This window comes from Nonomuraea antri (assembly GCF_013283785.1).
In the GTDB taxonomy this organism is placed as follows: Bacteria; Actinomycetota; Actinomycetes; order Streptosporangiales; family Streptosporangiaceae; genus Nonomuraea; species Nonomuraea antri.
This window is the reverse complement of sequence record NZ_JABCPZ010000002.1, coordinates 94,377-120,354: the sequence shown is the minus strand read 5'-3', so window position 1 is coordinate 120,354 and position 25,978 is coordinate 94,377. Positions and strand designations below refer to the sequence as shown.

The 25,978-nt window shown below is 71.4% G+C and carries 24 protein-coding genes; 11 read left to right on the top strand and 13 right to left on the bottom strand.

Annotated features, from left to right (window positions below; genetic code table 11):
- Positions 1-23: 23 nt before the first annotated feature.
- From HII36_RS01270 to HII36_RS01260, 3 genes are all read left to right on the top strand, one after another.
- On the top strand, positions 24-884 hold the full coding sequence (locus tag HII36_RS01270; RefSeq protein ID WP_173521128.1) for a RecB family exonuclease: 861 nt from the start codon (positions 24-26) through the stop codon (positions 882-884).
- Positions 885-1,000: 116 nt separating this feature from the next.
- Positions 1,001-2,176 carry a sensor histidine kinase gene (locus HII36_RS56245; RefSeq protein WP_173521127.1) on the top strand — a complete coding sequence of 392 codons (1,176 nt, stop codon included), beginning with the start codon at positions 1,001-1,003 and terminating at the stop codon, positions 2,174-2,176.
- Positions 2,173-2,865: a response regulator gene (locus tag HII36_RS01260; RefSeq protein WP_173521126.1), complete on the top strand. Its 693-nt coding sequence runs from the start codon at positions 2,173-2,175 to the stop codon at positions 2,863-2,865. The genes HII36_RS56245 and HII36_RS01260 overlap by 4 nt, the downstream gene beginning before the upstream one ends.
- Before the next feature lie 70 nt (positions 2,866-2,935).
- On the opposite strand, the gene HII36_RS01255 is transcribed toward HII36_RS01260, so the two are convergent.
- From HII36_RS01255 to metH, 8 genes are all read right to left on the bottom strand, one after another.
- Complete coding sequence (locus HII36_RS01255; RefSeq protein ID WP_173521125.1) at positions 2,936-3,961, bottom strand: ABC transporter ATP-binding protein; 1,026 nt, start codon at positions 3,959-3,961, stop codon at positions 2,936-2,938.
- The gene (locus HII36_RS01250) at positions 3,958-4,992 is read right to left on the bottom strand and encodes an ABC transporter ATP-binding protein (protein ID WP_173521124.1); all 1,035 of its coding nucleotides are present in this window, start codon (positions 4,990-4,992) and stop codon (positions 3,958-3,960) included. Before HII36_RS01250 ends, HII36_RS01255 begins: the two co-directional genes overlap by 4 nt.
- Complete coding sequence (locus tag HII36_RS01245) at positions 4,989-6,008, bottom strand: ABC transporter permease (protein WP_173521123.1); 1,020 nt, start codon at positions 6,006-6,008, stop codon at positions 4,989-4,991. The genes HII36_RS01250 and HII36_RS01245 overlap by 4 nt, the downstream gene beginning before the upstream one ends.
- Positions 6,009-6,104: 96 nt before the next feature.
- Positions 6,105-7,877, bottom strand: coding sequence for an ABC transporter substrate-binding protein (locus tag HII36_RS01240; RefSeq protein WP_173521122.1), 1,773 nt, complete (start codon positions 7,875-7,877; stop codon positions 6,105-6,107).
- Between the two features lie 55 nt (positions 7,878-7,932).
- The gene (locus HII36_RS01235; RefSeq protein ID WP_173521121.1) at positions 7,933-8,931 is read right to left on the bottom strand and encodes an ABC transporter permease; all 999 of its coding nucleotides are present in this window, start codon (positions 8,929-8,931) and stop codon (positions 7,933-7,935) included.
- 259 nt (positions 8,932-9,190) lie between these two features.
- Complete coding sequence (locus tag HII36_RS01230) at positions 9,191-9,679, bottom strand: cellulose synthase (protein ID WP_173521120.1); 489 nt, start codon at positions 9,677-9,679, stop codon at positions 9,191-9,193.
- Positions 9,680-9,844: 165 nt separating this feature from the next.
- Positions 9,845-10,492 (bottom strand): HAD family hydrolase, encoded by a 648-nt coding sequence (locus HII36_RS01225; RefSeq protein ID WP_328807545.1) that lies wholly within the window; start codon positions 10,490-10,492, stop codon positions 9,845-9,847.
- 129 nt (positions 10,493-10,621) lie between these two features.
- Positions 10,622-14,086, bottom strand: a complete 3,465-nt coding sequence (metH, locus tag HII36_RS01220; protein WP_173521119.1) for a methionine synthase — start codon at positions 14,084-14,086, stop codon at positions 10,622-10,624.
- 79 nt (positions 14,087-14,165) lie between these two features.
- On the opposite strand from metH, the gene HII36_RS01215 reads away from it, so the two are divergent.
- The 3 genes from HII36_RS01215 to HII36_RS01205 all read left to right on the top strand — a co-directional run bounded on the left by HII36_RS01215 (position 14,166) and on the right by HII36_RS01205 (position 16,303).
- Positions 14,166-14,624, top strand: coding sequence for a universal stress protein (locus HII36_RS01215; RefSeq protein WP_173521118.1), 459 nt, complete (start codon positions 14,166-14,168; stop codon positions 14,622-14,624).
- 112 nt (positions 14,625-14,736) lie between these two features.
- Positions 14,737-15,591, top strand: a complete 855-nt coding sequence (locus tag HII36_RS01210) for a PAC2 family protein (protein WP_173521117.1) — start codon at positions 14,737-14,739, stop codon at positions 15,589-15,591.
- 220 nt (positions 15,592-15,811) lie between these two features.
- Positions 15,812-16,303, top strand: coding sequence for a TetR/AcrR family transcriptional regulator C-terminal domain-containing protein (locus tag HII36_RS01205; protein WP_173521116.1), 492 nt, complete (start codon positions 15,812-15,814; stop codon positions 16,301-16,303).
- Here HII36_RS01205 and HII36_RS01200 read toward each other — a convergent pair.
- Together HII36_RS01200 and HII36_RS01195 are read right to left on the bottom strand one after the other, a co-directional pair.
- Positions 16,204-16,998, bottom strand: a complete 795-nt coding sequence (locus tag HII36_RS01200) for a sirohydrochlorin chelatase (protein WP_328807544.1) — start codon at positions 16,996-16,998, stop codon at positions 16,204-16,206. The genes HII36_RS01205 and HII36_RS01200 overlap by 100 nt on opposite strands.
- The gene (locus tag HII36_RS01195; protein WP_173521115.1) at positions 16,995-18,167 is read right to left on the bottom strand and encodes a uroporphyrinogen-III synthase; all 1,173 of its coding nucleotides are present in this window, start codon (positions 18,165-18,167) and stop codon (positions 16,995-16,997) included. The genes HII36_RS01200 and HII36_RS01195 overlap by 4 nt, the downstream gene beginning before the upstream one ends.
- 268 nt (positions 18,168-18,435) lie before the next feature.
- Here HII36_RS01195 and HII36_RS01190 point away from each other — a divergent pair, with 268 nt between their 5' ends.
- Entirely contained in the window at positions 18,436-18,924 is a 489-nt protein-coding gene (locus HII36_RS01190; protein WP_173521114.1) for a peptide deformylase, read from the top strand.
- 28 nt (positions 18,925-18,952) lie between these two features.
- Here HII36_RS01190 and HII36_RS01185 read toward each other — a convergent pair whose 3' ends face one another.
- From HII36_RS01185 to HII36_RS01175, 3 genes are read right to left on the bottom strand one after another with little or no spacing between them, the layout of a single operon-like run.
- Entirely contained in the window at positions 18,953-19,192 is a 240-nt protein-coding gene (locus HII36_RS01185) for a WhiB family transcriptional regulator (protein WP_217369028.1), read from the bottom strand.
- A gap of 39 nt (positions 19,193-19,231) precedes the next feature.
- On the bottom strand, positions 19,232-20,155 hold the full coding sequence (locus HII36_RS01180; RefSeq protein ID WP_328807543.1) for a glycosyltransferase: 924 nt from the start codon (positions 20,153-20,155) through the stop codon (positions 19,232-19,234).
- Positions 20,152-20,745: a D-glycero-alpha-D-manno-heptose-1,7-bisphosphate 7-phosphatase gene (locus HII36_RS01175; protein ID WP_173521112.1), complete on the bottom strand. Its 594-nt coding sequence runs from the start codon at positions 20,743-20,745 to the stop codon at positions 20,152-20,154. Before HII36_RS01175 ends, HII36_RS01180 begins: the two co-directional genes overlap by 4 nt.
- 181 nt (positions 20,746-20,926) lie before the next feature.
- Here HII36_RS01175 and HII36_RS01170 point away from each other — a divergent pair, with 181 nt between their 5' ends.
- Genes HII36_RS01170 through HII36_RS58495 form a run of 4 tightly spaced genes read left to right on the top strand, consistent with a single transcriptional unit; the run spans position 20,927 to position 25,978 of the window.
- The gene (locus HII36_RS01170; protein ID WP_173521111.1) at positions 20,927-22,558 is read left to right on the top strand and encodes a carbamoyltransferase family protein; all 1,632 of its coding nucleotides are present in this window, start codon (positions 20,927-20,929) and stop codon (positions 22,556-22,558) included.
- Positions 22,555-23,643 (top strand): glycosyltransferase family 2 protein, encoded by a 1,089-nt coding sequence (locus HII36_RS01165; RefSeq protein WP_328807542.1) that lies wholly within the window; start codon positions 22,555-22,557, stop codon positions 23,641-23,643. The genes HII36_RS01170 and HII36_RS01165 overlap by 4 nt, the downstream gene beginning before the upstream one ends.
- Positions 23,640-24,794: a glycosyltransferase family 9 protein gene (locus tag HII36_RS01160; protein WP_236003058.1), complete on the top strand. Its 1,155-nt coding sequence runs from the start codon at positions 23,640-23,642 to the stop codon at positions 24,792-24,794. The genes HII36_RS01165 and HII36_RS01160 overlap by 4 nt, the downstream gene beginning before the upstream one ends.
- Positions 24,791-25,978, top strand: a complete 1,188-nt coding sequence (locus tag HII36_RS58495; RefSeq protein WP_173521109.1) for a glycosyltransferase — start codon at positions 24,791-24,793, stop codon at positions 25,976-25,978. Before HII36_RS01160 ends, HII36_RS58495 begins: the two co-directional genes overlap by 4 nt.

The following is a 25,978-nucleotide window of genomic DNA, read 5'->3' as shown; positions in this document are numbered from 1 at the left end:
CGGCGTGACCTAGAGTGCGGTGCATGACGTTGACCGAACCGGTGATCATCGGAGCTCTCTCCCCGTCCCGGGCGGGCGATTTCATGACATGTCCGTTGCTGTATCGCTTCCGGGTGATCGACCAGCTGCCCGAGAAACCGTCGCAGGCGGCCGTGCGCGGCACGGTGGTGCACGCGGTGCTGGAGCGGCTCTACGACCTGCCCGCGCCGCGGCGCTCGGTGTCGGCGGCGCTGGAGCTGCTGGAGCCGCAGTGGCAGCGGCTGCTGGCCGAAGACGCGCAATACGCCGCGATGTTCGCCGACGACGCCGAGCAGGCCGAATGGCTGGCCCAGGCGCGCGGCATGCTGGAGCGCTACTTCACCCTGGAAGACCCGACCAGGCTGGAGCCGGCCGAGCGCGAGCTCTACGTGGAGGCGGTGCTCGACAGCGGCCTGATGCTGCGCGGCTACGTCGACAGGCTCGACGTGGCGGCCACCGGCGAGGTGCGGGTGGTCGACTACAAGACGGGCAGCGCGCCCGGCCCCGACTTCGAGGCCAAGGCGCTGTTCCAGATGAAGTTCTACGCGCTGGTGCTGTGGCGGCTGCGCGGCGCGGTGCCGCGGCTGCTGCAGCTGGTCTACCTGGGCGGCCGCGGCGAGGTGCTGCGTTACGCGCCCGACGAGGCCGACCTGCTGGCCACCGAGCGCAAGGTGATGGCGCTGTGGACGGCCATCGAGCGGGCGCTGGAGACCGGCGAGTGGCGGGCCAGGCGCAGCAGGCTGTGCGACTGGTGCGACCATCGGGCGCTGTGCCCGGAGTTCGGCGGCACCCCGCCGCCGGTGCCCGACCGGCAGCCCGGCGACACCGTGCGCAGCAACCGGCGCTCGGCCACGGACGAGCTCTGACCCTCCCCGGCTCGACGCTCGACGAGCTCCGACCCTGCGCAAGCACCGCCTCGGACGAGCCCTAATCCTCCCGAGGGAGGAGGTTCCCGGCTCTGGCCTGGGCCTACAGTGAAGCCGTGCGCATCGACCGAACCACGTTCCGCGACTCCGTGCTCGCCGGGGTGGTGGCAGCGGCCTCGGTCGCGCTGTTCGTGGTCTACCACCCGCGCCAGCTCGCCGCCGACGGCATGGCCGTCGACGGGCTGCGCGAGCCCGACCTGCTGGGCGGCCTGCTGACCGTGCTGGGCTGCGTGCCGGTGGCGGTGCGCAGGCGCTGGCCGCTGGCGGCGCTGTGCGCGAGCCTGGTGCCCCACACGCTGCTGGCCGCGCTCGGCTACGCCTCGGCCATGACGTACGTGCCGGGTTCGGTGCTGCTGTACTCGGTGGCCTCCTACCGCGGGCTGGCGGTGGCGCTGGGCGGGCTGCTGGTCTCGCTGCTGACGTACGTGATGGGGGTGCTGTCCGGGCCGTTCACGGCGATACCGTTCAGCGATCACCTGGTGGTGGCGGTGCTGCTGACGGCGGTGTGGGGGGCGGGCAGGAGCCTGCGGCTGCGCCGGGCGTACCTGGAGGAGCTGAAAGACCGCGCGGCCCGGCTGGAGCGGGCGCACGCGGCCGACACCAGGGCGGCGCGGGCCGAGGAGCGCTCCAGGATCGCCCGCGAGCTGCACGACGTGGTGGCGCACCACGTGAGCGTGATGACGGTGCAGGCGGCAGCCGCGCGGCGGGTGCTGTCGGCCGATCCCGACCTGGCGCGCGAGGCGCTGACGGCGATCGAGAACACCGGCAGGATGGCGATGACCGAGATGCGCAACATCGTGGGGGTGCTGCGCACCGACGCGCGGGCCGAGCTGGGGCCGCAGCCGGGCATGGCCGACCTGCCCGCGCTGGTCGAGCAGATGCGCGAGGCGGGGCTGCCCACGCGGCTGCGCCTGGAGGGCGAGCAGCGGCCGTTGCCCGCCGGGGTAGACCTGGCGGCCTACCGGCTGGTCCAGGAGGGGCTGACGAACAGCCTCAGGCACGCGGGGACGGGAGCGCAGGCCGTGGTGACCGTCCACTACCAGCCGCACGAGCTGGACGTACGGGTCGAGGACGACGGCCGGGGCGCGATCGCGCTGTCCCAGCGGTCAGGCCACGGTTTGGTGGGCATTCGCGAACGGGTCGCACTCTATGGTGGAATCCTCAGCATCGGTCCGCGGTCAGGGGGCGGTTTCGACGTGCGGGCGAGGTTCCCGTTGAAGGACGGACAATGACGATCAGAGTGCTGCTGGTGGACGACCAGCCGCTGCTGCGTACGGGGTTCCGCCTGATCCTCGAGGCCGAGCCGGACATCACGGTGGTGGGCCAGGCGGGCGACGGCAAGGACGCGCAGGAGCAGACCAGGGCGTTGCTGCCCGACGTGGTACTGATGGACATCCGCATGCCGGGGGTCGACGGCATCGAGGCCACCCGCAGGATCGTGCGGGACGGAGCTCGGGCCGCGCCGGCCGCGCACGTGCCGAAGGTGCTGGTGCTGACCACGTTCGACCTCGACGAGTACATCGTGGAGGCGCTGCGCTCGGGCGCGTCGGGGTTCCTGCTGAAGGACGTGCCGCCCGACGAGCTGGTGCAGGCCATCCGGGTGGTGGCCGCAGGCGACGCGATCGTGGCGCCGAGCGTGACCAGGCGGCTGCTCGACCGGTTCGCCAAGCGGCTGCCTTCTGCGTACGAGCAGGCCGCGCCGGCCAGGCTCGACCGGCTCACCGAGCGGGAGCTTGAGGTGCTGCGGCTGATCGCCAAGGGCATGTCCAACGCGGAGATCGCGGCCAAGCTGGTGGTCAGCGAGACCACGGTCAAGACCCACGTCGGCAACGTGCTGACCAAGCTGGGCCTGCGCGACCGGGTGCAGGCGGTGGTGCTGGCCTACGAGACCGGGCTGATCACCCCGGGCGCGCTGTCCTGACCTGCCCCGCGGACGACGACGGGCGCCGCCCCCCAGGGGGACGGCGCCCGTTACGCGAAGGGCGTCGGGTTCAGCCCGCGGCGGCCGTGCCGGCCTGCTCCGGCGTCGACGGGGCGTTCTCCGGGAAGTGGCAGGCCACGCGGTGACCGCTGGCCAGCTCCTCCAGCGGCGGCTCGACCTTCTTGCAGATCTCCTGCGCCTTCCAGCAGCGGGTGTGGAAGCGGCAGGCGGGCGGCGGGTTGAGCGGGCTGGGCACGTCGCCGGACAGGCGGATGCGCTCGCGCTCCTTCCGCGCCCGCGGGTCGGGCACCGGCACCGCCGACATCAGGGCGTTGGTGTAGGGGTGCATGGGCGAGCCGTAGAGCCGCTTGCGGTCGGCGATCTCCACGATCTTGCCCAGGTACATGACCGCGACCCGGTCGCTGATGTGCCGCACCACCGACAGGTCGTGCGCGATCACCACGTAGGTGAGGTCGAGCTCGTTCTGCAGGTCTTCCAGCAGGTTGACGACCTGCGCCTGGATGGACACGTCGAGCGCGGAGACCGGCTCGTCGGCGATGATGAGCTTCGGCTTGAGCGCGAGCGTGCGGGCGATGCCGATGCGCTGACGCTGGCCGCCGGAGAACTCGTGCGGGTAGCGGTTGTAGTGCTCGGGGTTGAGCCCGACCAGCTCCAGGATCTCCTGCACGGCCTTCTTGGTGCCCTGCTCGGTCTTGACGCCCTGGATGCGGAACGGTGCGCCGACGATGGCGCCGACCGTGTGGCGGGGGTTCAGCGACGAGTACGGGTCCTGGAAGATCATCTGCATGTCGCGGCGGAGCGGCCTGAGCCTGCCCTGCCCGAGGTGCGTGATGTCCTGGCCCTCGAAGACGACCTTGCCGCCGGTGGGCTCGAGCAGCCGGGTGACCAGGCGGCCGGTGGTGGACTTGCCGCAGCCGGACTCCCCCACCAGGCCGAGCGTCTCACCCTTGACCACGTCGAAGCTGATGCCGTCGACCGCCTTGACGGCGCCGACCTGCCGCTTGAGCAGGCCCTTGTGGACGGGGAAGTGCTTCTCCAGGTTCTGGACGGAGAGAAGCGGCTCTTTGTCGGTCACTGGGTCTCCAGCACTGGCTTGATCTCGGTCTCCCACAGGTTGCGCCGCTGGGCCTTGCTGAGGTGGCAGCGCACCAGGTGGCCGCCCTCGGTCTCGGCCAGCTCGGGCACTTCGGTGGTGGCCTTGTCCTTGGCCTGCTCGGCGTACGGGCAGCGCGGGTGGAACGCGCAGCCGGACGGCACGTTGATCAGGGACGGCGGCGAGCCCTTGATCGGCAGCAGCCGCTCGGTGGGCTCCCGGTCGAGGCGGGGCATCGATCCCAGTAGACCCCACGTGTAGGGGTGCTCGGGACGGTAGAAGATGTCCTCGGACGAGCCGTACTCGATGCACTTGCCGGCGTACATCACCAGGATGTCGTCGGACAGCTCGGCCACCACGCCCAGGTCGTGGGTGATGATGATCAGCGCGGAGTTGAACTCGCGCTGCAGGTCGACCATGAGATCGAGGATCTGGGCCTGCACGGTCACGTCGAGCGCGGTGGTCGGCTCGTCGGCGATGAGCAGTTCCGGGTCGCACGACAGCGCCATGGCGATCATCGCGCGCTGGCGCATGCCGCCGGAGAACTCGTGCGGGTAGGAGTCGACGCGGCGCGCGGGCTCGGGGATGCCGACGCGGCCGAGCATGTCGATCGCGTGCTTCCTGGCCACGGCCTTGCTGACGTTGTGGTGGATCCGGTATGCCTCGATGATCTGGTCGCCCACGGTGTAGAGCGGGTGCATCGACGACAGCGGATCCTGGAAGATCATCGCCATCTTCTTGCCGCGCAGGCCGCGCACGTGGTCCTGCGAGGCGCTGACGAGCTCTTCGCCGTCGAGCCAGATCTCGCCGGAGATCCGCGCCCGGCCGCCCTTGTGCAGGCCGAGGATGCCCAGGCTGGTGACGCTCTTGCCGGAGCCGGACTCGCCCACGATGCCCAGGGTCTGGCCGCGCTCCAGGCTGAAGGTCAGCCCGTCGACGGACTTGACCAGGCCGTCGTCCGTGGGGAAGTGGATCTTCAGGTCGTTGACGTGGAGGAAGCTCTGAGCGCTCACGACAGCCTCACTCTCGGGTCGACGACCGCGTACAGCAGGTCGACGATCAGGTTGGCCACGACCACGAACAAGGCGGCCAGGAGGGTGACTCCCATGACCTTGGGCAGGTCCTGGTTGGTGATGGCGTCGATGGCGTACTTGCCGAGCCCGTTGAGCGAGTAGGCGCTCTCGGTCAGCACCGCGCCGCCGATGAGCAGGCCGAAGTCGAGACCGAAGATCGTGATGATCGGGGTGAGCGCGCCTCTCAGGCCGTGTTTGGTGACGACCTTGCGCTCACGCAGGCCCTTGGCTCTGGCGGTGCGGATGTAGTCCTCATTCATCGTCTCCAGCATGCCCGCCCGGGTGAGCCGCGCGTAGCCGGCCGCGAACAGGAACGCCAGCGTGACCCAGGGCAGCAGCAGGCTGTAGGCCCATTGCACCGGAGAGTCGTTGAAGGTGACGTATGTACCGCCTTGGGCCGCCCAGCTGAACGGGTTGCCGTAGGCGAAGAACTGCAGGGACATCAGTCCGGTGAAGAAGATGGGCAACGAGACGCCGGCCAGGGCGATGACCATCGCCGCCCGGTCGAACACGCTGCCTCTTCGCAACGCCGACAACACGCCGATGCCGACGCCTATCAGCACCCAGATGACGGCGGCCCCGACGGCCAGCGACAGGGTGACGGGCAGCCGGTCCATCAGGTCGGGCAGGACCGGCTGGTTGGTGATGAAGGAGTAGCCCAGGCAGGGCGCTGGGCACGTCTCGACGCCGGCGCCGTAGTCGTACTCGGCTCCGGCCACGATGCCCTTGAGGTACCGGCCGTACTGCACGATCAGCGGATCGTTGAAGCCGAGGCGTTCGGCGGCCAGCTTGGCCGTCTCCTCCGAGGCCGTGCGGCCGACGTAACGGCTGGCCATTCCATCGGCGGTCGCCCCGGCGAGCCGTGGCACGAGGAAGAAGATCGCGAAGGTGGCCATGCTCACGATCGCGAGCATGACGACCGCGCCGATCAGGCGCCTGATGAGATATGTGAACACAGTGCCCGGCCCGGCGGCCGCCGGGAGGTTCGCTCCCGGCGGCCGCCAACGGCCTTCACCTGCCTTACTACTCGATTTGCGGCAACGACGGACGAACTACTCCTGCACGCCCATCGCGACGTAGTCGTACATCTGCTGACCGTCGTTGATCATGACGTTGGTCACGCCCTTGCCGCGGACCAGCAGGGACTTGGCCCAGATGCCCGGCAGGATGACCGACTCCTCCATGACGCGCTTGTCGATCGCGCCCCACATCTGCTCACGCTTGGCCGTGTCGGCCTCCAGCATGGAGTCGTCGAACATCTTGTCGACGTCGGGGATGCGGACGGAGGTGTTGGAGGAACCGCCGCCCTCACGGATGACGCGGCTGTCGGTGATCTGCTGGAGGAAGCCGTAGCCGTCAGGCCAGTCGGAGCCCCAGCCGTTGACGACCAGGCCCAGGTTCTCCTTGACCACGAACGACGGCTTGCCGGCGTACAGCGAGAAGTAGTCGGCCAGCGGGTACGGCTTGAGCGTCACGTTGATGCCGACGCGGGCCAGCGACTCCTTGAGCGCCTCGGCCGTCTTCTTCTCCTTGTCGCGCTCGGCGCGGTAGGAGATGTTGGTCTCAAAGCCGTTCGGCTGACCGCACTTGGTCAGGTGCTCCTTGGCCTTGGCCAGGTCACCCTTGCCCTCGGGGCTCGGGTAGAGGTCGAGCTTCTGGTGGCCGGGGATGCCCGGGGGCAGCAGACCGGTCGCGATCTCACCGCCGGTCGAACCGCCGTAGGCGGCCACGTAGCCGGTCTTGTCGGCCGCGTACTGGATGGCGATGCGGCAGTCGATGTTGTCGAACGGCTTGACCGTCGGGTTGATCGAGGTGTACCAGAGGCGCTGGATCGTCGGGTTGTCCGCGCGGGCCTTGAGCGCGGGGTCCGGCAGGATCTTGCTCAGCGCGGCCGGCTGGACACCGGTGCCCTCGATGGCGACGTGCAGGTCGCCGGAGATGACCCGGTTGTCGATGTCGTCGGCGTTGACGTTCGTCGAGACCTCGTAGCGGTCCGGCAGGGCCGGGCGGTTCGGGTCGGTGGCCGCGTCCCAGTTCGGGTTGCGGACCAGCGAGAAGCCCTTGCCGATCTCGTTCTTCTCGAACATGTACGGACCCGAGGAGACCACGTGCTCCTGGTACTTGGCGCCCGTGTCCTTGGCCTGCGGCACCGGCATGGTGACCGACATCTGGGCCAGGTAGTCGAAGCCGCTGAAGGGCTGCTTCAGGTGGAAGACGACCGTCTTGTCGTCGGTGGCCTCGACGGCGGAGCTGAAGTCGACGCCCTTCGACTTGTACGGACCCTCGTAGCCCTTCGGCCAGTCGAGCAGGTCGTTGAGGTACGTCGGGCCGTTCGGGAAGGTCACCCGGTCGAAGGAGCGGGCCACGCCGTAGGCCACGTCCTTGGCGGTGATCGGGGAGCCGTCCTCGAACTTCAGGCCGTCACGCAGGGTGTAGGTCCAGGTCTTGAAGTCGGCGCTCGGCTTGCCCAACTCGGCGGCCAGGTCCGGCACCGGCTTGGCGCCCTCGGCGCCCGGCTTGCCGGGGAACATCGTCAGCGCGCGGCCGTACAGGCGGATGAAGTTCCACGAGTAGCCGTAGTAGGTGTCGGCCGGGTCGAGGGAGTCCCAGTCGCCGGAGTTGGCGAGCTTGAGGGTGCCGCCCTTCTTGGTCGAAGGGTTGAACACCCCCGTGAGCGCCGCGTCGAACTTGTCCGCCTGCGCGGCGGGCTGGTTGGCCTGGTCGCCGGTCTTCTGGGGCGTGGTGCTGGTGCCTCCACAGGCCGCCAGGCCCATGGCGAGTGCCACGGTGACCGCGGACACCGCCAGAGCGGGCTTTCTTCTCATCTGTTACTACACCCCTTGTGTTTAGGAGCCAGGGAAATTGCGGGGATCGAATAGCTCATCGGTTGCCGCGCGGGTCGAGCGCGTCGCGCAGCCCGTCGCCGAACAGGTTGAAGGCGAGCACGGTCAGGAAGATCGCCAGGCCGGGGAAGATCGCGTAGTGCGGCACGGTGTAGATGCGCGCCGCGTCGGCGAGCATGCCGCCCCAGGTCGGGGTGGGCGGCCTGACGCCGACGCCGAGGAACGACAGCGCCGCCTCGAACAGGATGTTCGTCGGGATGAGCAGCGTCGCGTAGATCAGGATCGGCGCCATGAGGTTGGGCAGCAGCTCGCGGAAGATGATGTACGGGCCGCGCGCGCCGAGGCTCCTGGCCGCGTCGACGAACTCGCGTTCGCGCAGCGACAGGGTCTGGCCGCGGACGATGCGCCCGATGTACGGCCAGTTGAAGAAGCCGATGATGAACACCAGCAGCGAGACGCGCAGGGTGTCTCCCGACAGGCCGAACGCCTGGTCGGGCACGACGCCGGCGAGGGCGATCGCGAACACCAGCAGCGGGAAGGCGAGGAAGACGTCCATCGCGCGGCTGATGACCGTGTCGACCCAGCCGCCGAAGAAGCCGGCCGTGACGCCGAGCAGCGAGCCGATGACCACGGAGAGCAGGGTGGCCAGGAACGCGATGAGCAGCGAGATGCGGGCGCCGTAGACGACCCGGCTGAACAGGTCGCGGCCCCACACCGGGTCGACCCCGAACAGGAAGTCCCAGCTCATGCCGCCGAACTTGCCCTTGGGGATCTGCGTGTCCTGGTCGATCATCTCCCGGTGGAACTCCAGCGGCGGGTGACCGAACCACGACACGATCAGCGGGGCGAAGACCGCCATCAGCACCAGGAAGACGATGACGCCCGCCCCGGTCATGGCGATCTTGTCGCGCTTGAGTCGCATCCAGGCGATCTGACCCAGCGAGCGACCCTGGATCGCCTTGCGGTCCGCACCCGCCACTACGGCTTCTGGAGCGGCCTGCGAGGCCGACTCGGGCAGATCAAGCGGTGCGGTCATGCAGGGGCCCCCTGGATTCCAGACGACGTCGTCCGTACTATGCGCGATCCCGGTCTGGGCGTCGCTCGTGCGTGCCAGGTCCGCGGGTCGCGGCCTTCAGGAGGCAGAATCTATGGCCTGAGCTGCTATGACTAGTCCCTCAGAGCCCGATGTGGCTTAACTGTGATTGACGCGAAACTCATTCGTATCGATCTTCGTGAGAATGTCTACGCCTCGTTCCGGTTAAGTCTCGGAACTGTGACATTGCACCGTTGAGGTCTCAACTGATGCCACGGCGCTTGAGAATATCCTCGATGTCGGAGAAGTCGTCGTCGTTCGCGCGCGCCTTGGGCGCGGCCACCGCGGGAGCCGGTGCGGCGGCGGGCGTCTTCTTCCGCTCGGCCGGGCCCGCCTTGCCCGGCTGCTCGACCGCCGCGGGCTCACGCTTGGGCCGGCCGCCGGCCGGCCTCCTGCCGCGCAGCACACCCGACACGACGAACAGCACCACCGAGAGCCCGGCCACCGCCACGCCGGCCCACACGAGCGGGTTGAACACCAGGCCGGTCACGAATCCGACCGCGGTCGCGCCGATGGTCCACAACGCGCTCAGCGCCCCGGTCAGGTAGGCCGCCACGGGCAGCAGCGCCCAGGCCGCCATGCGCAGCCCGGCCGCCGCCCCTCTGCGCCGGAAGGCCAGGAAGCTGAGCACCAGCCCGGCGATGCTCACGCCGGCGCACAACGGCAGCCAGGCAATCGATTCGTACGTCATGTTGCCGCCCCTCGTCGTGTGGACCTCGCCCTTCCATCCTGGCACGCGGACGAGCGTTCGCTCCTCCTCCGCGAGAACCACTTCTCCCCTAGGGGTACACCCTGACCGGACGGGACGCGGCGGGACAGGACACGGCGGGACGGGACACAGCGGGGCGGGCGGCGCTCAGGCGGTGACGAGGGCCCGCAGATCGGGCACGCCGACCTCGGTCAGCGACGAGACGACCAGCCGTCCGGGCGCGGGCTCGATGGGCAGCAGGCTCGGCACGGCCACCACCGCGCAACCCGCCGCGGTGGCCGCGGCCACGCCGTTGGGTGAGTCCTCCAGCACCACGCAGCGCACCGGCTCGACGCCCAGCACGCTCGCCGCGGTCAGGTACGGCTCGGGATCGGGCTTGGTGTGGGTGACGTCGTCGGCGGTGATGATCACGTCGAAGCGGTCCCTGCCGACCCACTTGAGCACGGCGTCGGCGATCTCCTTCAGCGACGACGTGACCAGCCCCACCGGCACGCCCTCGGCCCGCAGGGCGTCGAGCAGCTCGACGGCGCCCGGCATGACGTGCACGCCTTCCGTCAGCCTGGCCACCATGCCGTCGATCATCCACTCCCGCACGGCCTCCGGCGCGACGTCCGCGCCCGAGACGGCCAGCATGTAGCCGACGGTGCGTTCCATCGAGCCGCCGACCAGGTGGGTCTGGTGCTCGGGTGTCCAGACGCCGCCCAGCCTGGCCATCACGCCGGTCTCGATCTCCAGCCACACCTTCTCGCTGTCGACCAGCAGGCCGTCCATGTCGTAGAAGACCGCTTCCATCATGGTTCCCCCATCGTCCGCGGGCGGGCGCGCGGGCCCGCCGGAAATGCCGTCAGGTCGTCACGTGGACGGGCATGCCGCCGCGACGCCCGCCGCGACCTGGGGGCATCGCGGCAGGCGCCGGCCTCGCCGTCACACGTTGAAGTACTTCGCCTCCGGGTGGTGCGCCACCAGCGCCGACGTGGCCTGCTCGGGGTGGAGCTGGAACTCCTCCGACAGCGTGACGCCGATGCGCTCCGGGTCGAGGAGCTGGAAGAGCTGCACCTGGTCTTCCAGGTTGGGGCAGGCCGGGTAGCCGAAGGAGTAGCGGCAGCCCTGGATGTTGACCTTGAGCATGTCGTCGAGCGATTCGTCGCCGCCGATGCCCCACTCGGCGCGCACCCGGGCGTGCCAGTATTCGGCCAGCGCCTCGGTGAGCTGCACCGACAGGCCGTGCAGCTCCAGGTAGTCGCGGTAGGCGTCCTTCGCGAACAGCTCGGCGGTGGCCTGGGAGATCTTCGCGCCCATGGTGGCCACCTGGAAGCCGACCACGTCGACCTCGCCGGAGTCCTTCGAGCGGAAGAAGTCGGACAGGCACAGGTGCCGGTCGCGGCGCTGGCGCGGGAAGGTGAAGCGGGTGCGCTCGTTCCCGGCGTCGTCGAGGATGATCAGCGAGTCGCCGTCGCTGACGCACGGGAAGTAGCCGTAGACGACGGCCGCCTCCAGCAGGCCCTCGGTCTGCATGCGCTCCAGCCACATGCGCAGCCGCGGCCGGCCCTCGGTCTCGACCAGCTCGTCGTAGCCCGGCCCGTCGCCGCCCCTGGTGGGCTTGAGGCCCCACTGGCCGAGGAACAGGGCGCGTTCGTCGAGGAAGGCGGCGTAGTCGTTGAGCGAGATGCCCTTGACGATGCGGTCGCCGTGGAACGGCGCCGTGGGCAGCCGGTTGTCGGCGGCCACGTCGGAGCGCGCGGGCAGCGCCTCGACCGGGGTGCGCACCAGCGTCGCGCCGGACTTGACGCGCCGCTCGCGCAGCGGCGGCAGCGTGGCGCCGGCGACGCCGCGCTTGACGGCCATGAACGAGTCCATCAGCCGCAGCCCCTCGAACGCGTCGCGGGCGTAACGCACCTCGCCCTCGAACAGCTCGGCCAGGTCCTGCTCCACGTACGCGCGGGTGAGCGCGGCGCCGCCGAGCAGCACCGGGTACCGCTCGGACAGGCCCCTGGAGTTCATCTCCTCCAGGTTCTCCTTCATGATCACGGTCGACTTGACCAGCAGCCCGGACATGCCGATGACGTCGGCCTTCTGGTCGTCGGCCGCCTCGAGGATGGCCGAGACCGGCTGCTTGATGCCCAGGTTGACCACCTGGTAGCCGTTGTTGGACAGGATGATGTCGACCAGGTTCTTGCCGATGTCGTGCACGTCGCCCTTGACCGTGGCCAGCACGATGCGGCCCTTGGTCTCGCCCTCGACGCGGTCCATGTGCGGTTCGAGATAGGCCACCGCGGTCTTCATCACCTCGGCCGACTGCAGCACGAACGGCAGCTGCATCTGCCCGGAGCCGAACAGCTCGCCGACGGTCTTCATGCCGTCGAGCAGCACCTCGTTGATGATCTCCAGGGCGGGGCGCTGCGCGAGCGCGTCGTCGAGGTCGGACTCCAGGCCCTTCTTCTCGCCGTCGATGATGCGCCGCTTGAGCCGCTCCCACAGCGGCAGCGCGGCCAGTTCCTCGGCCTTGCCGGCGCGCAGCGCGGCCGCGTCGACGCCCTCGAACAGGTCCATGAACCGCTGCAGCGGGTCGTAGCCCTCGCGGCGGCGGTCGTAGACCATGTCGAGCGCGATCTGGCGCTGCTCGTCGGGGATGCGCGCCATCGGCAGGATCTTGGACGCGTGCACGATCGCGGAGTCGAGCCCCGCGTTGACGCACTCGTTGAGGAAGACCGAGTTGAGCACCATGCGCGCGGCCGGGTTGAGCCCGAAGCTGATGTTGGACAGGCCCAGCGTGGTCTGCACGCCCGGGTAGCGGCGCTTGAGCTCGCGGATGGCCTCGATGGTCTCCAGGCCGTCGCGCCTGGTCTCCTCCTGGCCGGTGGCGATGGGGAAGGTGAGGCAGTCGACGATGATGTCCTCGACCCGCATGCCCCAGTTGTTCGTCAGGTCCTCGATGAGGCGGGAGGCCACCCGGACCTTCCACTCTGCGGTGCGGGCCTGGCCCTCCTCGTCGATGGTGAGCGCGACGACGGCCGAGCCGTGCTCGCTCACCAGCCGCATGATCTTCTGGAAGCGGGAGTCGGGGCCGGTGCCGTCCTCGTAGTTGACCGAGTTGACCGCGGCGCGGCCGCCCAGCATCTCCAGGCCGGCCTGCAGCACGGCGGGCTCGGTGGAGTCGAGCATGATCGGCAGCGTGGAGGCGGTGGCGAAGCGGAAGGCCAGTTCCTTCATGTCGGCCACGCCGTCGCGGCCCACGTAGTCGATGCACAGGTCGAGCATGTGGGCGCCGTCGCGGGCCTGGTCGCGGGCCATCTCGACGCAGTCGTCCCAGCGGCCTTCGAGCATGGCCTCGCGGAAGGCCTTGGAGCCGTTGGTGTTGCAGCGCTCGCCGATGGCCAGGTAGGAGGTGTCCTGGCGGAACGGCACGGTCTGGTAGAGCGAGGACGCGCCGGGCTCGGGGTGCGGGCGGCGGCCCGCCACCTCCTTGCCGCGCACCCGCTCGACCACCTGGCGCAGGTGCTCGGGGGTGGTGCCGCAGCAGCCGCCGACCAGGGACAGGCCGTAGTCGCGGGTGAAGGTGTCGTGGGCGTCGGCCAGCTCCCGCGCGCTCAGCGGGTAGTACGCGCCGTCGGAGGTGAGCACCGGCAGGCCGGCGTTGGGCATGCACGACAGCCGCAGCCGGGAGTGGCGGGCCAGGTAGCGCAGGTGCTCGCTCATCTCGGCGGGGCCGGTGGCGCAGTTGAGCCCGATGATGTCGACGCCGAGCGGCTCGATCGCGGTCAGCGCGGCGCCGATCTCCGAGCCGAGCAGCATCGCGCCGTTGGTCTCGATGGTGACCTGGGCGATGATCGGCACGTCGCGCCCGGCCGCGTCGACGGCCCGCCTGGCGCCGATGACGGCAGCCTTGACCTGCAGCAGGTCCTGGCAGGTCTCGATGATGAGCGCGTCGGCGCCGCCGGCGATCAGGCCGGCCGCGTTGTCGCGGTAGGCGTCGCGCAGGAGCGCGTAGGGCAGGTGGCCGAGCGTGGGCAGCTTGGTGCCCGGGCCCATCGAGCCGAGCACGAAACGCGGCTGGTCGGGCGTGGACCAGTGGTCGGCCGCCTCGCGGGCGACGCGGGCGCCGGCCTCGGAGTATTCGAAGACCCGCTCGGAGATGTCGTACTCGCCGAGCGCGGCGAGGTTGGCGCCGAAGGTGTTGGTCTCGACGCAGTCGACGCCCACGGCGAAGTACGCGTCGTGGACGCCGCGCACGATGTCGGGCCTGGTGACGTTCAGCACCTCGTTGCAGCCCTCGTGGCCCTGGAAGTCGTCGAGCGTCGGGTCCTGGGCCTGGAGCATCGTGCCCATCGCCCCGTCGGCGACGATCACGCGCTGGGACAACACTTCACGGAAAGACGGGGAGATGCTCATGGTCTTCAGCTTATCGGTTGCGCTTCGGCGACTACTCTGCTGGTGTTCAATTGAACATCACGTCCAATAGGAGCGCACGATGGCCTACCGCACCGTACTCGTCGGCACCGACGGGTCCGCCTCCTCCTTCCGCGCGGTGTCGGCGGCCGCGTCGCTGGCCGCGGCCACCGGGGCGGTGCTCGTCCTGGCCTGCGCGTATCTGCCCATGCGCGAGAGCGAGCGGGCCGCGGCCGCCGACCGGCTGGGCGATCTGGCGTACAAGGTGAGCGGGTCGACGCCGGCCGACGACGCCCTGCGCACCGCGCGCGAGCACGCCGCCGCGGCGGGCGCGGGCGAGATCGTGCTGGCGGCCGAGCAGGGCGACGCGGTGGACGTGCTCGTCGCGCTGGCCGCGCGGCACCGGGCGGACCTGCTGGTGGTCGGCAACCGGGGGCTGAACAGCCTGGCCGGGCGGCTGCTCGGCTCGGTGCCTTCCAACGTCTCGCACCGGGCGCCGTGCGACGTCCTGATCGTGCGCACCACCGACGGCAGGGGATGAGCGCGCCAGGCCGCCGCCGGGGCGGCGCGGGTTCGCTTGACGCGTAGATCAGTGACGCCGACACCGCCTTACCGCATAGGCTAAGCGGGATGGTGGAGACAGGAGGCGACACGTGATCGAGCTCGAAGGGCTCCCCGAGCTCGTCGACCCGGTGCTCATTGCCGCGTTCGAGGGCTGGAACGACGCGGGCGAGGCTTCAAGCGGCGTGATCGCCCATCTCGAATCCGCCTGGAAGGCCGAGCCGCTGATCGCGCTCGACCCCGACGACTACTACGACTTCCAGGTCACGCGCCCGGTGGTGGAGATGGGCGAGGGCGTGGCCAGGTCCATCGTGTGGCCCACGACCCGGCTGTTCCGCGCCCGCCCGCCGGGCAGCGAGCGCGACGTGGTGCTGCTGCGCGGCATCGAGCCGAACATGCGCTGGCGCTCGTTCTGCGCCGACATCATCGAGGTGGCCCGCGAGCTGGGCGTGGAGCTGGCGGTGATGCTCGGCGCGCTGCTCAACGACTCGCCGCACACCCGTCCGGTGCCGATTCTCGGCGGGGCGACCGACGAGCACCTGGCCCGCTCGACCAACCTGGAGCTGAGCCGCTACGAGGGCCCCACGGGCATCGTCGGCGTGCTGCAGCACGCCTTCGGCGCGGCCGGGCTGAGCGCGATCTCGCTGTGGGCCTCGGTGCCGCACTACGTGGCCCAGCCGCCCAACCCGAAGGCCACGCTGGCGCTGCTGCGCCGGTTGGAAGACGTCCTGGAGATCCCGATGCCGCTGGGCGACCTCGACGAGGAGGCCCGCGCGTGGGAGCGCGGCGTCGACGAACTGGCCTCGCAGGACAGCGAGGTGGCCGAATACGTCAAGGAGCTCGAAGAGCGTAAAGACGCCGCCGAACTGCCCGAGGCCAGCGGAGACGCGATCGCCGCGGAGTTCGAGCGCTATCTGCGGCGCAGGGATCGCGACACTGACAGCTAATTTCCAGCTGATAATTGCGGAAATTTTTCCTCGATTCGGGTCATAATCAGGAACCTGTACAAGATTTCACCAAGTTGGGACCCCAGATCTACGACCGATAAGACGAATCCCCGGCTTCGCGGCCGCGACGCCTATGACTGCGCACGTTAGGCCTCCCATGGCGACTTCCCATGTAGATCCGCACCAGAGAAGTCAGGACACCCGGCGACGCATCCTGGAGATGGCCCTCTCCCTGCGAGAGGATCGCACCGGCGGCTCGGTGGACCATTTCCTCGCGCTGCTCCAGGACCGGCTCCCGCTCTGGCTGAGCATTCTGCACAACCTCTCCCACCGCATCGGGCGAGGGCAGGTATCGGACAATCTTCTTCCCGTGGCGCGGGCGGGCATCGACTACTACCTGGAGGTGCAGGGCGCCGCGCTGCCCGCGTTCACCTCGCCGAACGTGACCGTCCGCTTCCGTGAGGCGGTGCGCGAGACGGGGCTCGGGCCGCCCGCCGAGATCGCCCCGCTGGCCGCGTACCTGGCGGCCGAGCAGGAGCTGGGCCGGGTGGCGCCGGACGTCGATCCCGAGGCCAGCGCGCGGCTGCTGCTGGCCGGCTGCTTCCACCGGGCCTACATCGAGATGTTCGTCGGCGCGGACGCCGGGCCCACGCGGGCCGACAGCGCCGAGGAGATCGTCCGCGAGCTGCGGCTCGAACCCGTCCACGCGTGAGCCGCGGCGGCCTCGTCGAAGCGCCGCCAGATCAGGGTGGCCACGCCGGGGTCGGCGCCGAGCGGGCCGGTCACCGGGCCGTCGCCCGCCGCCGTCCTGACCCGGTCGTGGAAGAACCCCGGGGCCAGCAGGTACGTCGCCACCGCGACCCGTGGCGCGCGGCCGGCGCGCAGCCGTTCGACGGCGGCGCCGACCGCCGGCGCGCCCGCCGCGGCGAAGGCGGCGGTGACCGGGCGGTCCAGCCGTAAGGCGAGGCGGTGCGCGGCCGCGCGGACGTCGGTCAGCGCGGCCGGGTCCGACGAGCCCGCCGCGGCCAGCACGACCGCGTCCGTGTCCCGCAGGCCCGCCTGGGCCAGCCTCCCGGCCAGCGCGGACGTCAGCAGCTCGTGCGGCCCCAGCCAGCCCGACACCAGCGCGTCGGGACGGTGCGCGGCGATCACCTCGGGCAGGTCGATGTGCGCGTGGTACCCGCCGGCCAGCAGCAGCGGCACCACGACCACCGGGCCGGGCACGGCCGGCAGCACGTCGGACAGGAGCGGGGCGCTGATCTCCAGGTAGCCGAGCTCGACCCGATGCCCGGGCCTGGCCCGGCGCACCGCGCCGGCCAGCCGCGCCAGCGTCCGCTCCCCCGCCGCGCTCCGGGTCCCGTGGGCCGCCATCACCAGCGTGGGCGTTCCATGGGGTGTGGACGTCACTGAGCCGCCTCGTAGCGGCAGGCGAGGCGGTAGCCGCGTTTGACCACCGTTTCCACGATGCCGCCCGGCCCGAGCGCGCGGCGCAGCCGGGTGACGGCCATCTCCACGGCGTGCTCGGCCGAGTCCCTGGCCGCGCTGCCCGGCAGCACGGTACGCAGTTCCGCCCGCGAGACCACGTGCCCGGGCCGCTCCGCCAGGCGTTTGAGCACTGCCATCGGCGCCGGCGGCAGCGGTTTGAGCTCGCCGTCCACGGCCACCGCGTGCCCGCGGATCTCCAGCAGGTGCCCGCCGGCCTCCAGCCTGGTGACGCCGTGTTCCGGCAGGTGGCGGGCCAGGACGCGGGCCAGCGCGCCGAGCCTGGCCCGGTCCGGCTGGAGAGTGCGCACGCCGCGCGAGACCAGCGGCTCGGCGGTGACGGGGCCCACGCAGGCGGCGATCACCGGGCCGCCGAACGCCGCGAGCAGCGCCTCCTCCAGCCCCTCCGCCCGGGCCGCGCCGAGCATGGCGTGCACGGCGGGCGCGCTGGTGAAGGCCACCGCGTCCACCCCGCCGGAGACGGTCTGGCTGATCAGGCGGCGCAGCGGCGACGGGTCGCGGTAGGGCAGCCAGCGGTAGACCGGGATCTCGATCACCTCGGCCCCGGCCGCGCGCAGTTCGGCGACGAAGCCGGTCAGCGGCTCGCCGTGCTGCTGCACCGCGATGCGGCGGCCGCGCAGGTCCTGGGCCAGCAGGTACTGCTTGACCTCCTCGCACGACTCGGTGGCGGGGGTCCAGTGGTCGTTCAGCCCGGCGGCGCGTACCGCTCCCCTGGCCTTGGGGCCGCGGGTGAGCAGGCGGGCGCTCGCCAGGTGGGCGCCGAGGTCGGCCGACAGGCCCCAGCCCTCGGCCGCGGCCATCCAGCCGCGGAAGCCGACGCCGGTGGTGACCACGACGTCGTCCACGGGCCCGGCCAGGCTGAGCCGGGTGGCGGCGAGCAGGTCGGCGTCTTCGGCCAGCGGGACGAGCCTGATGGCGGGGGCGCTCATCACCCGGGCGCCGCGCCGTTCGAGCAGCGCGCCGAACTCCTCGCGGCGGCGGGTGGCGGTGACGCCGACGGTGAAACCGGCCAGCGCGTCGGGCGCGGTCTCCGGCGTCGTCTCCCCCGCCGGCGGCCTGGGCAGGTCGCTCATGGCCGCACCTCCAGGTCGTCGTCAAAGCATGGCCGGGCCCGGACCGGCCGGTCGCCAGGCATCACAGGCACGTGTGCCGGAAGTGAGATCACGCTCCGATACTGCTTTCGGGTGGTTTCGCCCCTGGGTCCCCTCTGTTACCGCTGTGCTAACAGCGGCCTGTCACCGTGCTGCCACAACCCGGTGCGAGGGGGAAGTCGCGCGGTTGGCCCGGGGATCGGCGGGGAAATGTGATCCCTGACGGCGCGACGCTATCGGGGAGTTGCGGGTGACAGTCCGGCATATCCGTACGTTCGATGATCCGGCCCTCCGCTCGGTCGCGGCGCCGGTCCACGACTTCGACCGGGAACTGCGGGGACTGGTGAAGTCCCTGACCGCCACGATGCGCGCGGGCGCGGGCCGGGCGGGCCTGTCGGCGCCGCAGATCGGGGTGCCGCTGCGGGTGCTCGTCTACGACTACGACGGCAAGTCCGGGCATCTGATCAATCCGCGGCTGGAGTTGTCGGAGCGGCGGATCGTGGCCGACGAGGCGTGCCTGTCCGCGCCGGGCCGGTGGTGGCCGCTGGAGCGTTCCTACCTGGTCACCGCCCGGGGCAGGAACATGTTCGGCAAACCGGTCACGGTGCGGGCGCTGGGCGTGCTCGCGCGGGTGATGCAGCACGAGGCCGACCATCTCGACGGCGTGCTGTTCATCGACCACCTGGCGCCCGACGAGCGCGCGCGTTTCCTGGCCGAGGCGGCGCTCCCGGCGAGCTGAGCGGCATCCAGCAGCACGGAACGGCTCGTCATGGCGGCGGGGTGGGCAGGAGGCTGAGTTCGCGGCGCTGGGCCGGGTCGGTGCCGCCCCAGACGCCGTGGGCCTGGCGGGTGTCGATCGCGTAGCTCAGGCACGCCTCGCGCACCGGGCATCGGTGGCAGATCTTCTTGGCCTTCTCCACCTGGGACCTGCTCGGCCCCTCCACGGAGATCGGGAAGAACAACTCGGGGTCCTCGTCGAGGCAGGCGGCCCGGTTCGACCAGTTCAGCATCATCATGACCATCGCGCCTACCCCGCTGATCAGAGGCTATACCTCGGTGGAGAGCAGCCGGTCCCAGTCCGTCAGGAACCGCCGCAGCCCGTAGCGGTTCAGCGCGGTGTCCCTGGCGACCTTGCCCGCCTGGGCGGCCCGCTCGGGGTCGGCGACGAACCTGCGCAGCGCGTCGGCCAGCACGTCCACGCGGGTCGAGAGCACGCCCGCCTCGGGCGGCACGGCCTCGACCGCCTCGGTGGCGGCCAGCGCCACCACGGGCATGCCGAGCATCATGGCCTCGATCAGCGCCAGGCCGAGCGAGGTCCACCGGTACGGATGCAGGTAGACGCGCCGCTTGGCCAGCTCGGCGTGCATCACCGGGCGTGGCAGGTCCTCGTAGGTCCCGTACGGCAGCCCGTCCACCTTCATGCCGAACAGGTCGAGCGGCACGTCCCTGGCGAAGCGGGGCAGCAGGTCGGTGCCGGCCACCCGGGTGCGCCGCACCGGCTCGTTGACCACGACGCCGGCGCGCGGCAGCTCGCCGCTGTAGAGGTGCCCGGGGTCGGGCACGCCGTGCTCGATCACCCGCGTCGGCGCGCGGCCGTTGTCCCAGTACAGCTCGTTGAAGTGGGTGACGTGCACGAGCGTGATGTCGTCGCGGCCGGCCAGGTGGTGGCGGGTGCGCGGCACGTCGCCGGCGGGCGTGTTGTGCTCGACGTAGACGCCGGGCACGTCGCGGCGCAGCCAGTCGCGGGCCAGGCCGAGCTCGTGCGGACGCTGGTAGACCACCACGTCCACGGGCTCGTCGCGCAGGCGGTCCCAGGGCACCTCGCGGGCGTTGTCCGGCCAGTCGTAGGTACGGGCCCGTCCCCGGCCGTCGGGACCACGGTCGGGGACGAGCGGCAGCAGGTAGTCGTGGCCGCCCCGGACGAAGGAGTCGGTCCACGATCCGTGCACGTGCCAGATCAGGATTCTCACCAGCGGCTCCATCCCATGGCCCGCGACCAGGGCGCGGAGCTGGCGGTCAGCGGCGGCCCGGCGTCGCTGAGCACGAGGTCGACGGCGTCGGTGAGATCGTCGGCGACCTCGGCGGCCTGCTGGATCTCCTCCCGCAGCGTCTGCTGCGTGGGCACGAGGATGCCACGGGCCCCCGCGGCCCTGGCGGCCTCCATGTCCCTGCCGATGTCGCCCACCACGACGCAGTCGCGCGGGCTGACGTCCAGCACCGCGGCGGCCCTGATGACCAGGCCGGGCGCGGGCTTGCGGCAGGTGCAGCCGTCGGCGTCGTCGTGCACGCAGATGGCCCACGCGTCGAACGGCCCGAGCAGTTCCTCGACCTTGGCGTTCACCTGGTCCATCTCGTCGGGGGTGAGCAGGCCCTTGGCCACGCCCGACTGGTTGGTGACGACCGCCACCGGCACGTCCGCCTGGCGCAGTCTGCCCAGCGCCTCCAGCGCTCCGGGCATGGGCTCCACGCGTTTCGGGTCTCCGTTGTACGGCACGTCCCTGATCAGGGTTCCATCCCGGTCGAAGAGCACCGCGCCGGGACGTCGCTTTTCGAACACCATTCACCTCCGTCGCGTGTCCGGCAGCTACCCGGGGGATGCCCCGGCAAACAATTACGCAGCGTGACAATCCGCAGGAGAGTGTCCTGTTTTATGGCGCGTTTTCGCATTTCCCGGCGTCACGTGATGTTTGAGAGCCGCTTCTCTCGGTAGCGGTTCTCCACGTCCTGTGGGGGAGGATTGAATGAGATTTCTAGGGATAAATGCGATTTTTCACGATCCTGCTGCGGCTCTGGTGGCCGACGGGAAGATCGTCGCGGCGGCCGAGGAGGAACGCTTCAGCCGCCGCAAACACGGCAAGCGGCCACTGGCGTTCTCCGCCTGGGAGTTGCCCGAGCAGGCCGCCGCCTGGTGCCTGCGCGAGGCCGGGCTGGAACCCGAGGACCTCGACGCGGTGGCCTACTCCTACGATCCGTCGCTGGTGCGGCAGCGCCCGGACGGCGACTGGGAGGACCTGCGCACCCGGTACGCGGTACGCGCGCCCGCCTTCCTGGCCACCGCCTTGCCCGGACTCGACCCCGGCCAGGTCAGGTACGTGCCGCACCACGTGGCGCACGCGGCCTCGGCCGGTCTCGCGTCCCCGTGGCGCGACTGCGCGGTGCTGGTGTGCGACGGACGCGGCGAGAACGTCTCCCACCTGGCGGGACGCTACCGCGACGGCGAGCTGGACGTGCTGGCCGCCCAGGAGCTGCCGCACTCGCTCGGCCTGATGTACGAGGACGTGACCGAGCACCTGGGCTTCCTGCGCTCCAGCGACGAGTACAAGGTGATGGCGCTGGCCTCCTACGGCCGGCCCCGGCACCTGGAGGCGTTGCGCGAGGTCATCCACACCACCAGCGACGGCGGTTTCCGCGTCGAGCCGATCGACTGGAACGTCTACGCCAAGGCCCTGCCCAAGGGCGCCCCCTGGACCTCCGACCACGCCGACCTGGCCGCCAGCGTGCAGGCGCGGCTGGAGGAGGTGCTGCTGGAGCTGGTGCGCTGGCTGCACGAGCGCACCGGAGAACGGCGGCTCGCGCTGGCCGGCGGGGTGGCGCTCAACTGCGTGGCCAACACCCGGCTGCAGGACGAGGGCCCCTTCGAGGAGATCTGGGTCCAGCCGGCCGCCGGGGACTCCGGCACCGCGCTGGGCGGCGCGCTGCACCTCGCGCAGGCGTACGGCGAGCCGGCCGCGCCGATGCCGGGCGCGGCACTCGGCCGAGGCTTCACCGACGAGGAGCTCGGCGCGTGGCTGGACGTGGCCAGGATGCCCCACACCCGCCCGGCCGACCTGGCCGCCGCGGTGGCGGCCGAGCTGGCCGCCGACAGGATCGTGGCCTGGTTCCAGGGCCGGTCGGAGTACGGGCCCAGGGCGCTGGGCCGGCGGTCGCTGCTGGCCCATCCCGGGCACGCGCGCAACACCGAGCGGCTCAACGACGTCAAGGGGCGCGAGCAGTTCCGGCCGATCGCGCCGATGGTGCTGGAGTCGCGGGCCGCCGACATCTTCGGCCGGGGCCCGGTGCCGTCGCCGTACATGCTGTTCGTGCACGACGTGCACCCGGACTGGAGCCCGCGCATCCCCGCCGTGGTGCACGTGGACGGGACCGCGCGCATCCAGACCATCTCCCCCGCCGCCGAGCCGCTGCTGGCGCGGATGCTGGCCGAGTTCGAGTCGCGCACCGGGCTGCCCGTGGTGGTCAACACCAGCCTGAACACGGCCGGGCGGCCCATGGTGGACGACCCGCGCGACGCGCTCGAATGCTTCGGCTCCTCGCCGGTGGACGTGCTCGCGCTGGGACCGTACCTGGTGCGGCGCGGGGAGGTGTTCGCCTCGTGATCACCGTCGTGATCCCCACGATCGGCCGCTCGAGCCTGCACGCCACGCTGGCGTCCGTCGGCTCGTCGGTGCCGGTGATCGTGGTGGACGACCGTAAAGTCGGAACTCCAAGCAGTAGCGAGTCGCACACCGAGGGTAAGTACACCGGCGGCGCGACTCACACGAAGGAGCACGGCGTGAGGCGTACCGGGGGCGTCTTCCCCGGCACCGACCGGCACGGCGTGGCACCGCTCGGGGTGCCCGCCCACGTGCGGGTGGTGCGTTCCGGCGGCCGGGGTCCCGCCGCGGCGCGCAACGCGGGCTGGCGGGCGGCCGACACGCCCTGGGTGGTGTTCCTCGACGACGACGTGGTGCCCGAGCCCGGCTGGGTGGAGTCGGTCTGGAAGGACCTGGTCGACCTGCCCGACGACGTGGCCGGCAGCCAGGGACGCATCGCGGTGCCGCTGCCCGGCGGGCGCCGTCCGACGGACGCCGAGCGCAACACGGCCGGGCTGTCCGACGCGCTGTGGGTGACCGCCGACATGGCCTACCGGCGTTCGGTGCTGCGGGAGCTGGACGGCTTCGACGAACGTTTCCCGCGCGCCTACCGCGAGGACGCCGATCTCGCGCTGCGGGTCCTGGCGGCCGGGCACCGGCTGGTCAGGGGCGACCGGGTGACCACTCATCCGGTGCGCGACGACGGCTTCTGGGCCAGCGTCCGCTTCCAGCGCGGCAACGCCGACGACGCACTCCTGCGCCGCCTGTACGGACCGTCCTGGCGCACGTCCATCGGGGGCGCGCCGGGGCGGCTGCGCCGTCACGCGCTGACCACGGGCCTGGGGCTGGCCGCGCTGGCGCTCGGGGCGGCGGGCGCGCTGCGCCGGGCACGGGGACGAGGCGGGCCGGGCCGGTCGTGGGGGCTGCCCGGCGCCGCCGCCGCGGCCGCCGCGGCGTGGGCGGCGCTGAACGCGGAGTTCGCGTGGGCACGCATCGCGCCTGGCCCGCGCGACCCGCGCGAGGTGACGCGGATGGCCGTCACCAGCGTGGTGATCCCGCCGGTCGCCTGCGCGCACCGGCTACGGGGGGAATGGAGGGTGCGCCGATGAGCGGTGGCATGCCGGGAGCGGTGCTGAACGGCACCGCTGCCCACGAGACGTCATCGGGCGGGCCGCGGCCGGTCACGAGGAGCGAGCCGGTGCTCGCCCCGCGCGGATCCGCCGGCGGCGGCCCCGGCCGGGTGCTGGTGGCCAGGCTCGACGACGCGGGAGACGTGCTGCTGGCCGGACCGGCGGTCCGGGCGGTGCGGGCCGGCTCCCGCGAGGTGGTGTTCCTGGCCGGGCCGAACGGCGCGGCCGCGGCCCGCCTGCTGCCCGGCGTGGACCGGGTGATCGTCTGGCGCGCGCCGTGGATCGACCACTCGCCGCTGCCGCTGACCGCGGGCCACGTCGACGACCTGGTCGGCCGGCTGCGCGGCGTGGACGAGGCGGTGATCCTCACCTCCTTCCACCAGTCCGCGCTGCCGCTGGCGCTGCTGCTGCGCCTGGCGGGGGTGTCGCGCATCACCGCCATCAGCAACGACTACCCCGGCGCCCTGCTCGACGTCCGCCAGGTGTGGGACGAGAGCGCCGACGTGCCCGAGGCCGAGCGGATGCTCGCCGTGGCCCGGGCGGCCGGGTTCGAGCTGCCACCCGGCGATGACGGGAAACTCGCTGTTCAGCGGCCGTTGCCGGATATAGGCCAGGATCTGGGGCACTTGCTAGGCGTCGGCGCCGAAGCCGATGAAGGCGCGTATGTCGTGGTGCATCCGGGGACGTCAGCACCCGCCAGGACCTGGCCTGCCGACAGGCATCGGGAGGCCGTCCGGGAGCTGGCGGACGACGGGCACCGGGTCGTCGTGACCGGCAATGAACGTGAGCTCACCGCCTACGTCGCCTCCGGCGCCGCAGTCGACCTCGGCGGGAGGACCACGTTCGCCCAACTGGCCGCCGTACTGGAGCGTGCCGGCGTGCTCGTGGCGGGAAACACCGGCCCCGCGCACCTGGCCGCGGCGGTCGGCACGCCGGTCGTGAGCCTGTTCGCCCCCGTCGTCCCCGCCGCTCGATGGGCCCCGTACGGGGTGCCCACCGTGCTGCTCGGAGATCAGCAGGCGCCCTGCGCGGCCAGCAGGGCGCGCACCTGCCCGGTCCCCGGACATCCGTGCCTGTCCCAGGTCACAAGTGAGCAGGTGGTCAAGGCAGTGAGGGAGCTGACGCAGTGAAGGTCGATCTCATCTCCGAACACGCCGATCCGCTCGCGACGGTCGGCGGCGTCGACTCGGGCGGACAGAACGTCTACGTCGCCGCGCTGGCCGTCGCCCTGGCGGAGCGCGGGCATCAGGTCGCCGTCCACACCCGGCGCACGTCACCGTCTCAGCCCGACTCCGTCGGCCTGGCGCCCGGCGTCACGGTCGAGTACGTCACCGCGGGCCCGGCGGCCCCGGTGCCCAAGGACGAGCTGCCCGCGTACATGCCGGAGTTCACCGAGCGGCTGGCCGACCGGTGGTCCAGGAGCGCGCCCGACGTGATCCACGCGCACTTCTGGATGAGCGGGCAGGCGGCGCTGCAGGCCAGCGACGGCGTGCCGGTGGTGCAGACCTTCCACGCGCTCGGCACGGTCAAGCGGCGCTGGCAGGGCAAGGCGGACACCAGCCCGGCGCACCGGATCGACACCGAGCGCGAGATCGGCAAGCGGGCCGACGCGGTGCTGGCCACCTGCAGCGACGAGGTGAACGAGCTGTGCGCGATGGGCGTGCCCGAGCAGCGCATCGCGGTCGTGCCGTGCGGGGTGGACCTGGGGGCGTTCTGCCCGGAGGGTCCCGTCGCGCCGCGCGCGCACGGCCGGCTGATCCTCAGCATCGGCCGGATGGTGCCGCGCAAGGGCGTCGACACCGTGATCAGGGCGCTGCGCCAGCTTCCCGGCGCCGACCTGGTGATCGCCGGCGGCAGCGCCGACGACGCCGAGGCGGGGCGGCTGCGCGAGCTGGCCGCCGCCTACGGGCTCGACGGGCAGGTGCACGTGATCGGCAGCGTGTCGCGCGAGCACGTGCCCGCGCTGATGCGCTCGGCGGACGTGGTGGTGTGCGTGCCCTGGTACGAGCCGTTCGGGATGGTGCCGGTCGAGGCGATGGCGTGCGGCGTCCCGGTCGTGGCCTCGTCGGTCGGCGGGCACCTGGACACCGTGGCGGGCTGCGGCGTGCTGGTGCCGCCGCGGCGGCCGCGCGCCCTGGCCAGGGCGCTGCGCGAAGTGCTTGACAGTCCCGACAGGCGTCGCGAGCTCGGCGCCGCGGGAGCCAGACGCGCCCGTGAGAGGTACGGCTGGCCCCGCGTGGCCGAGCGCACGGAGGCCGTGTACACGCAGGTCATCGACGGCAAGCTGTGCCGTCTGGCCGCGTTGGGAGGGTAG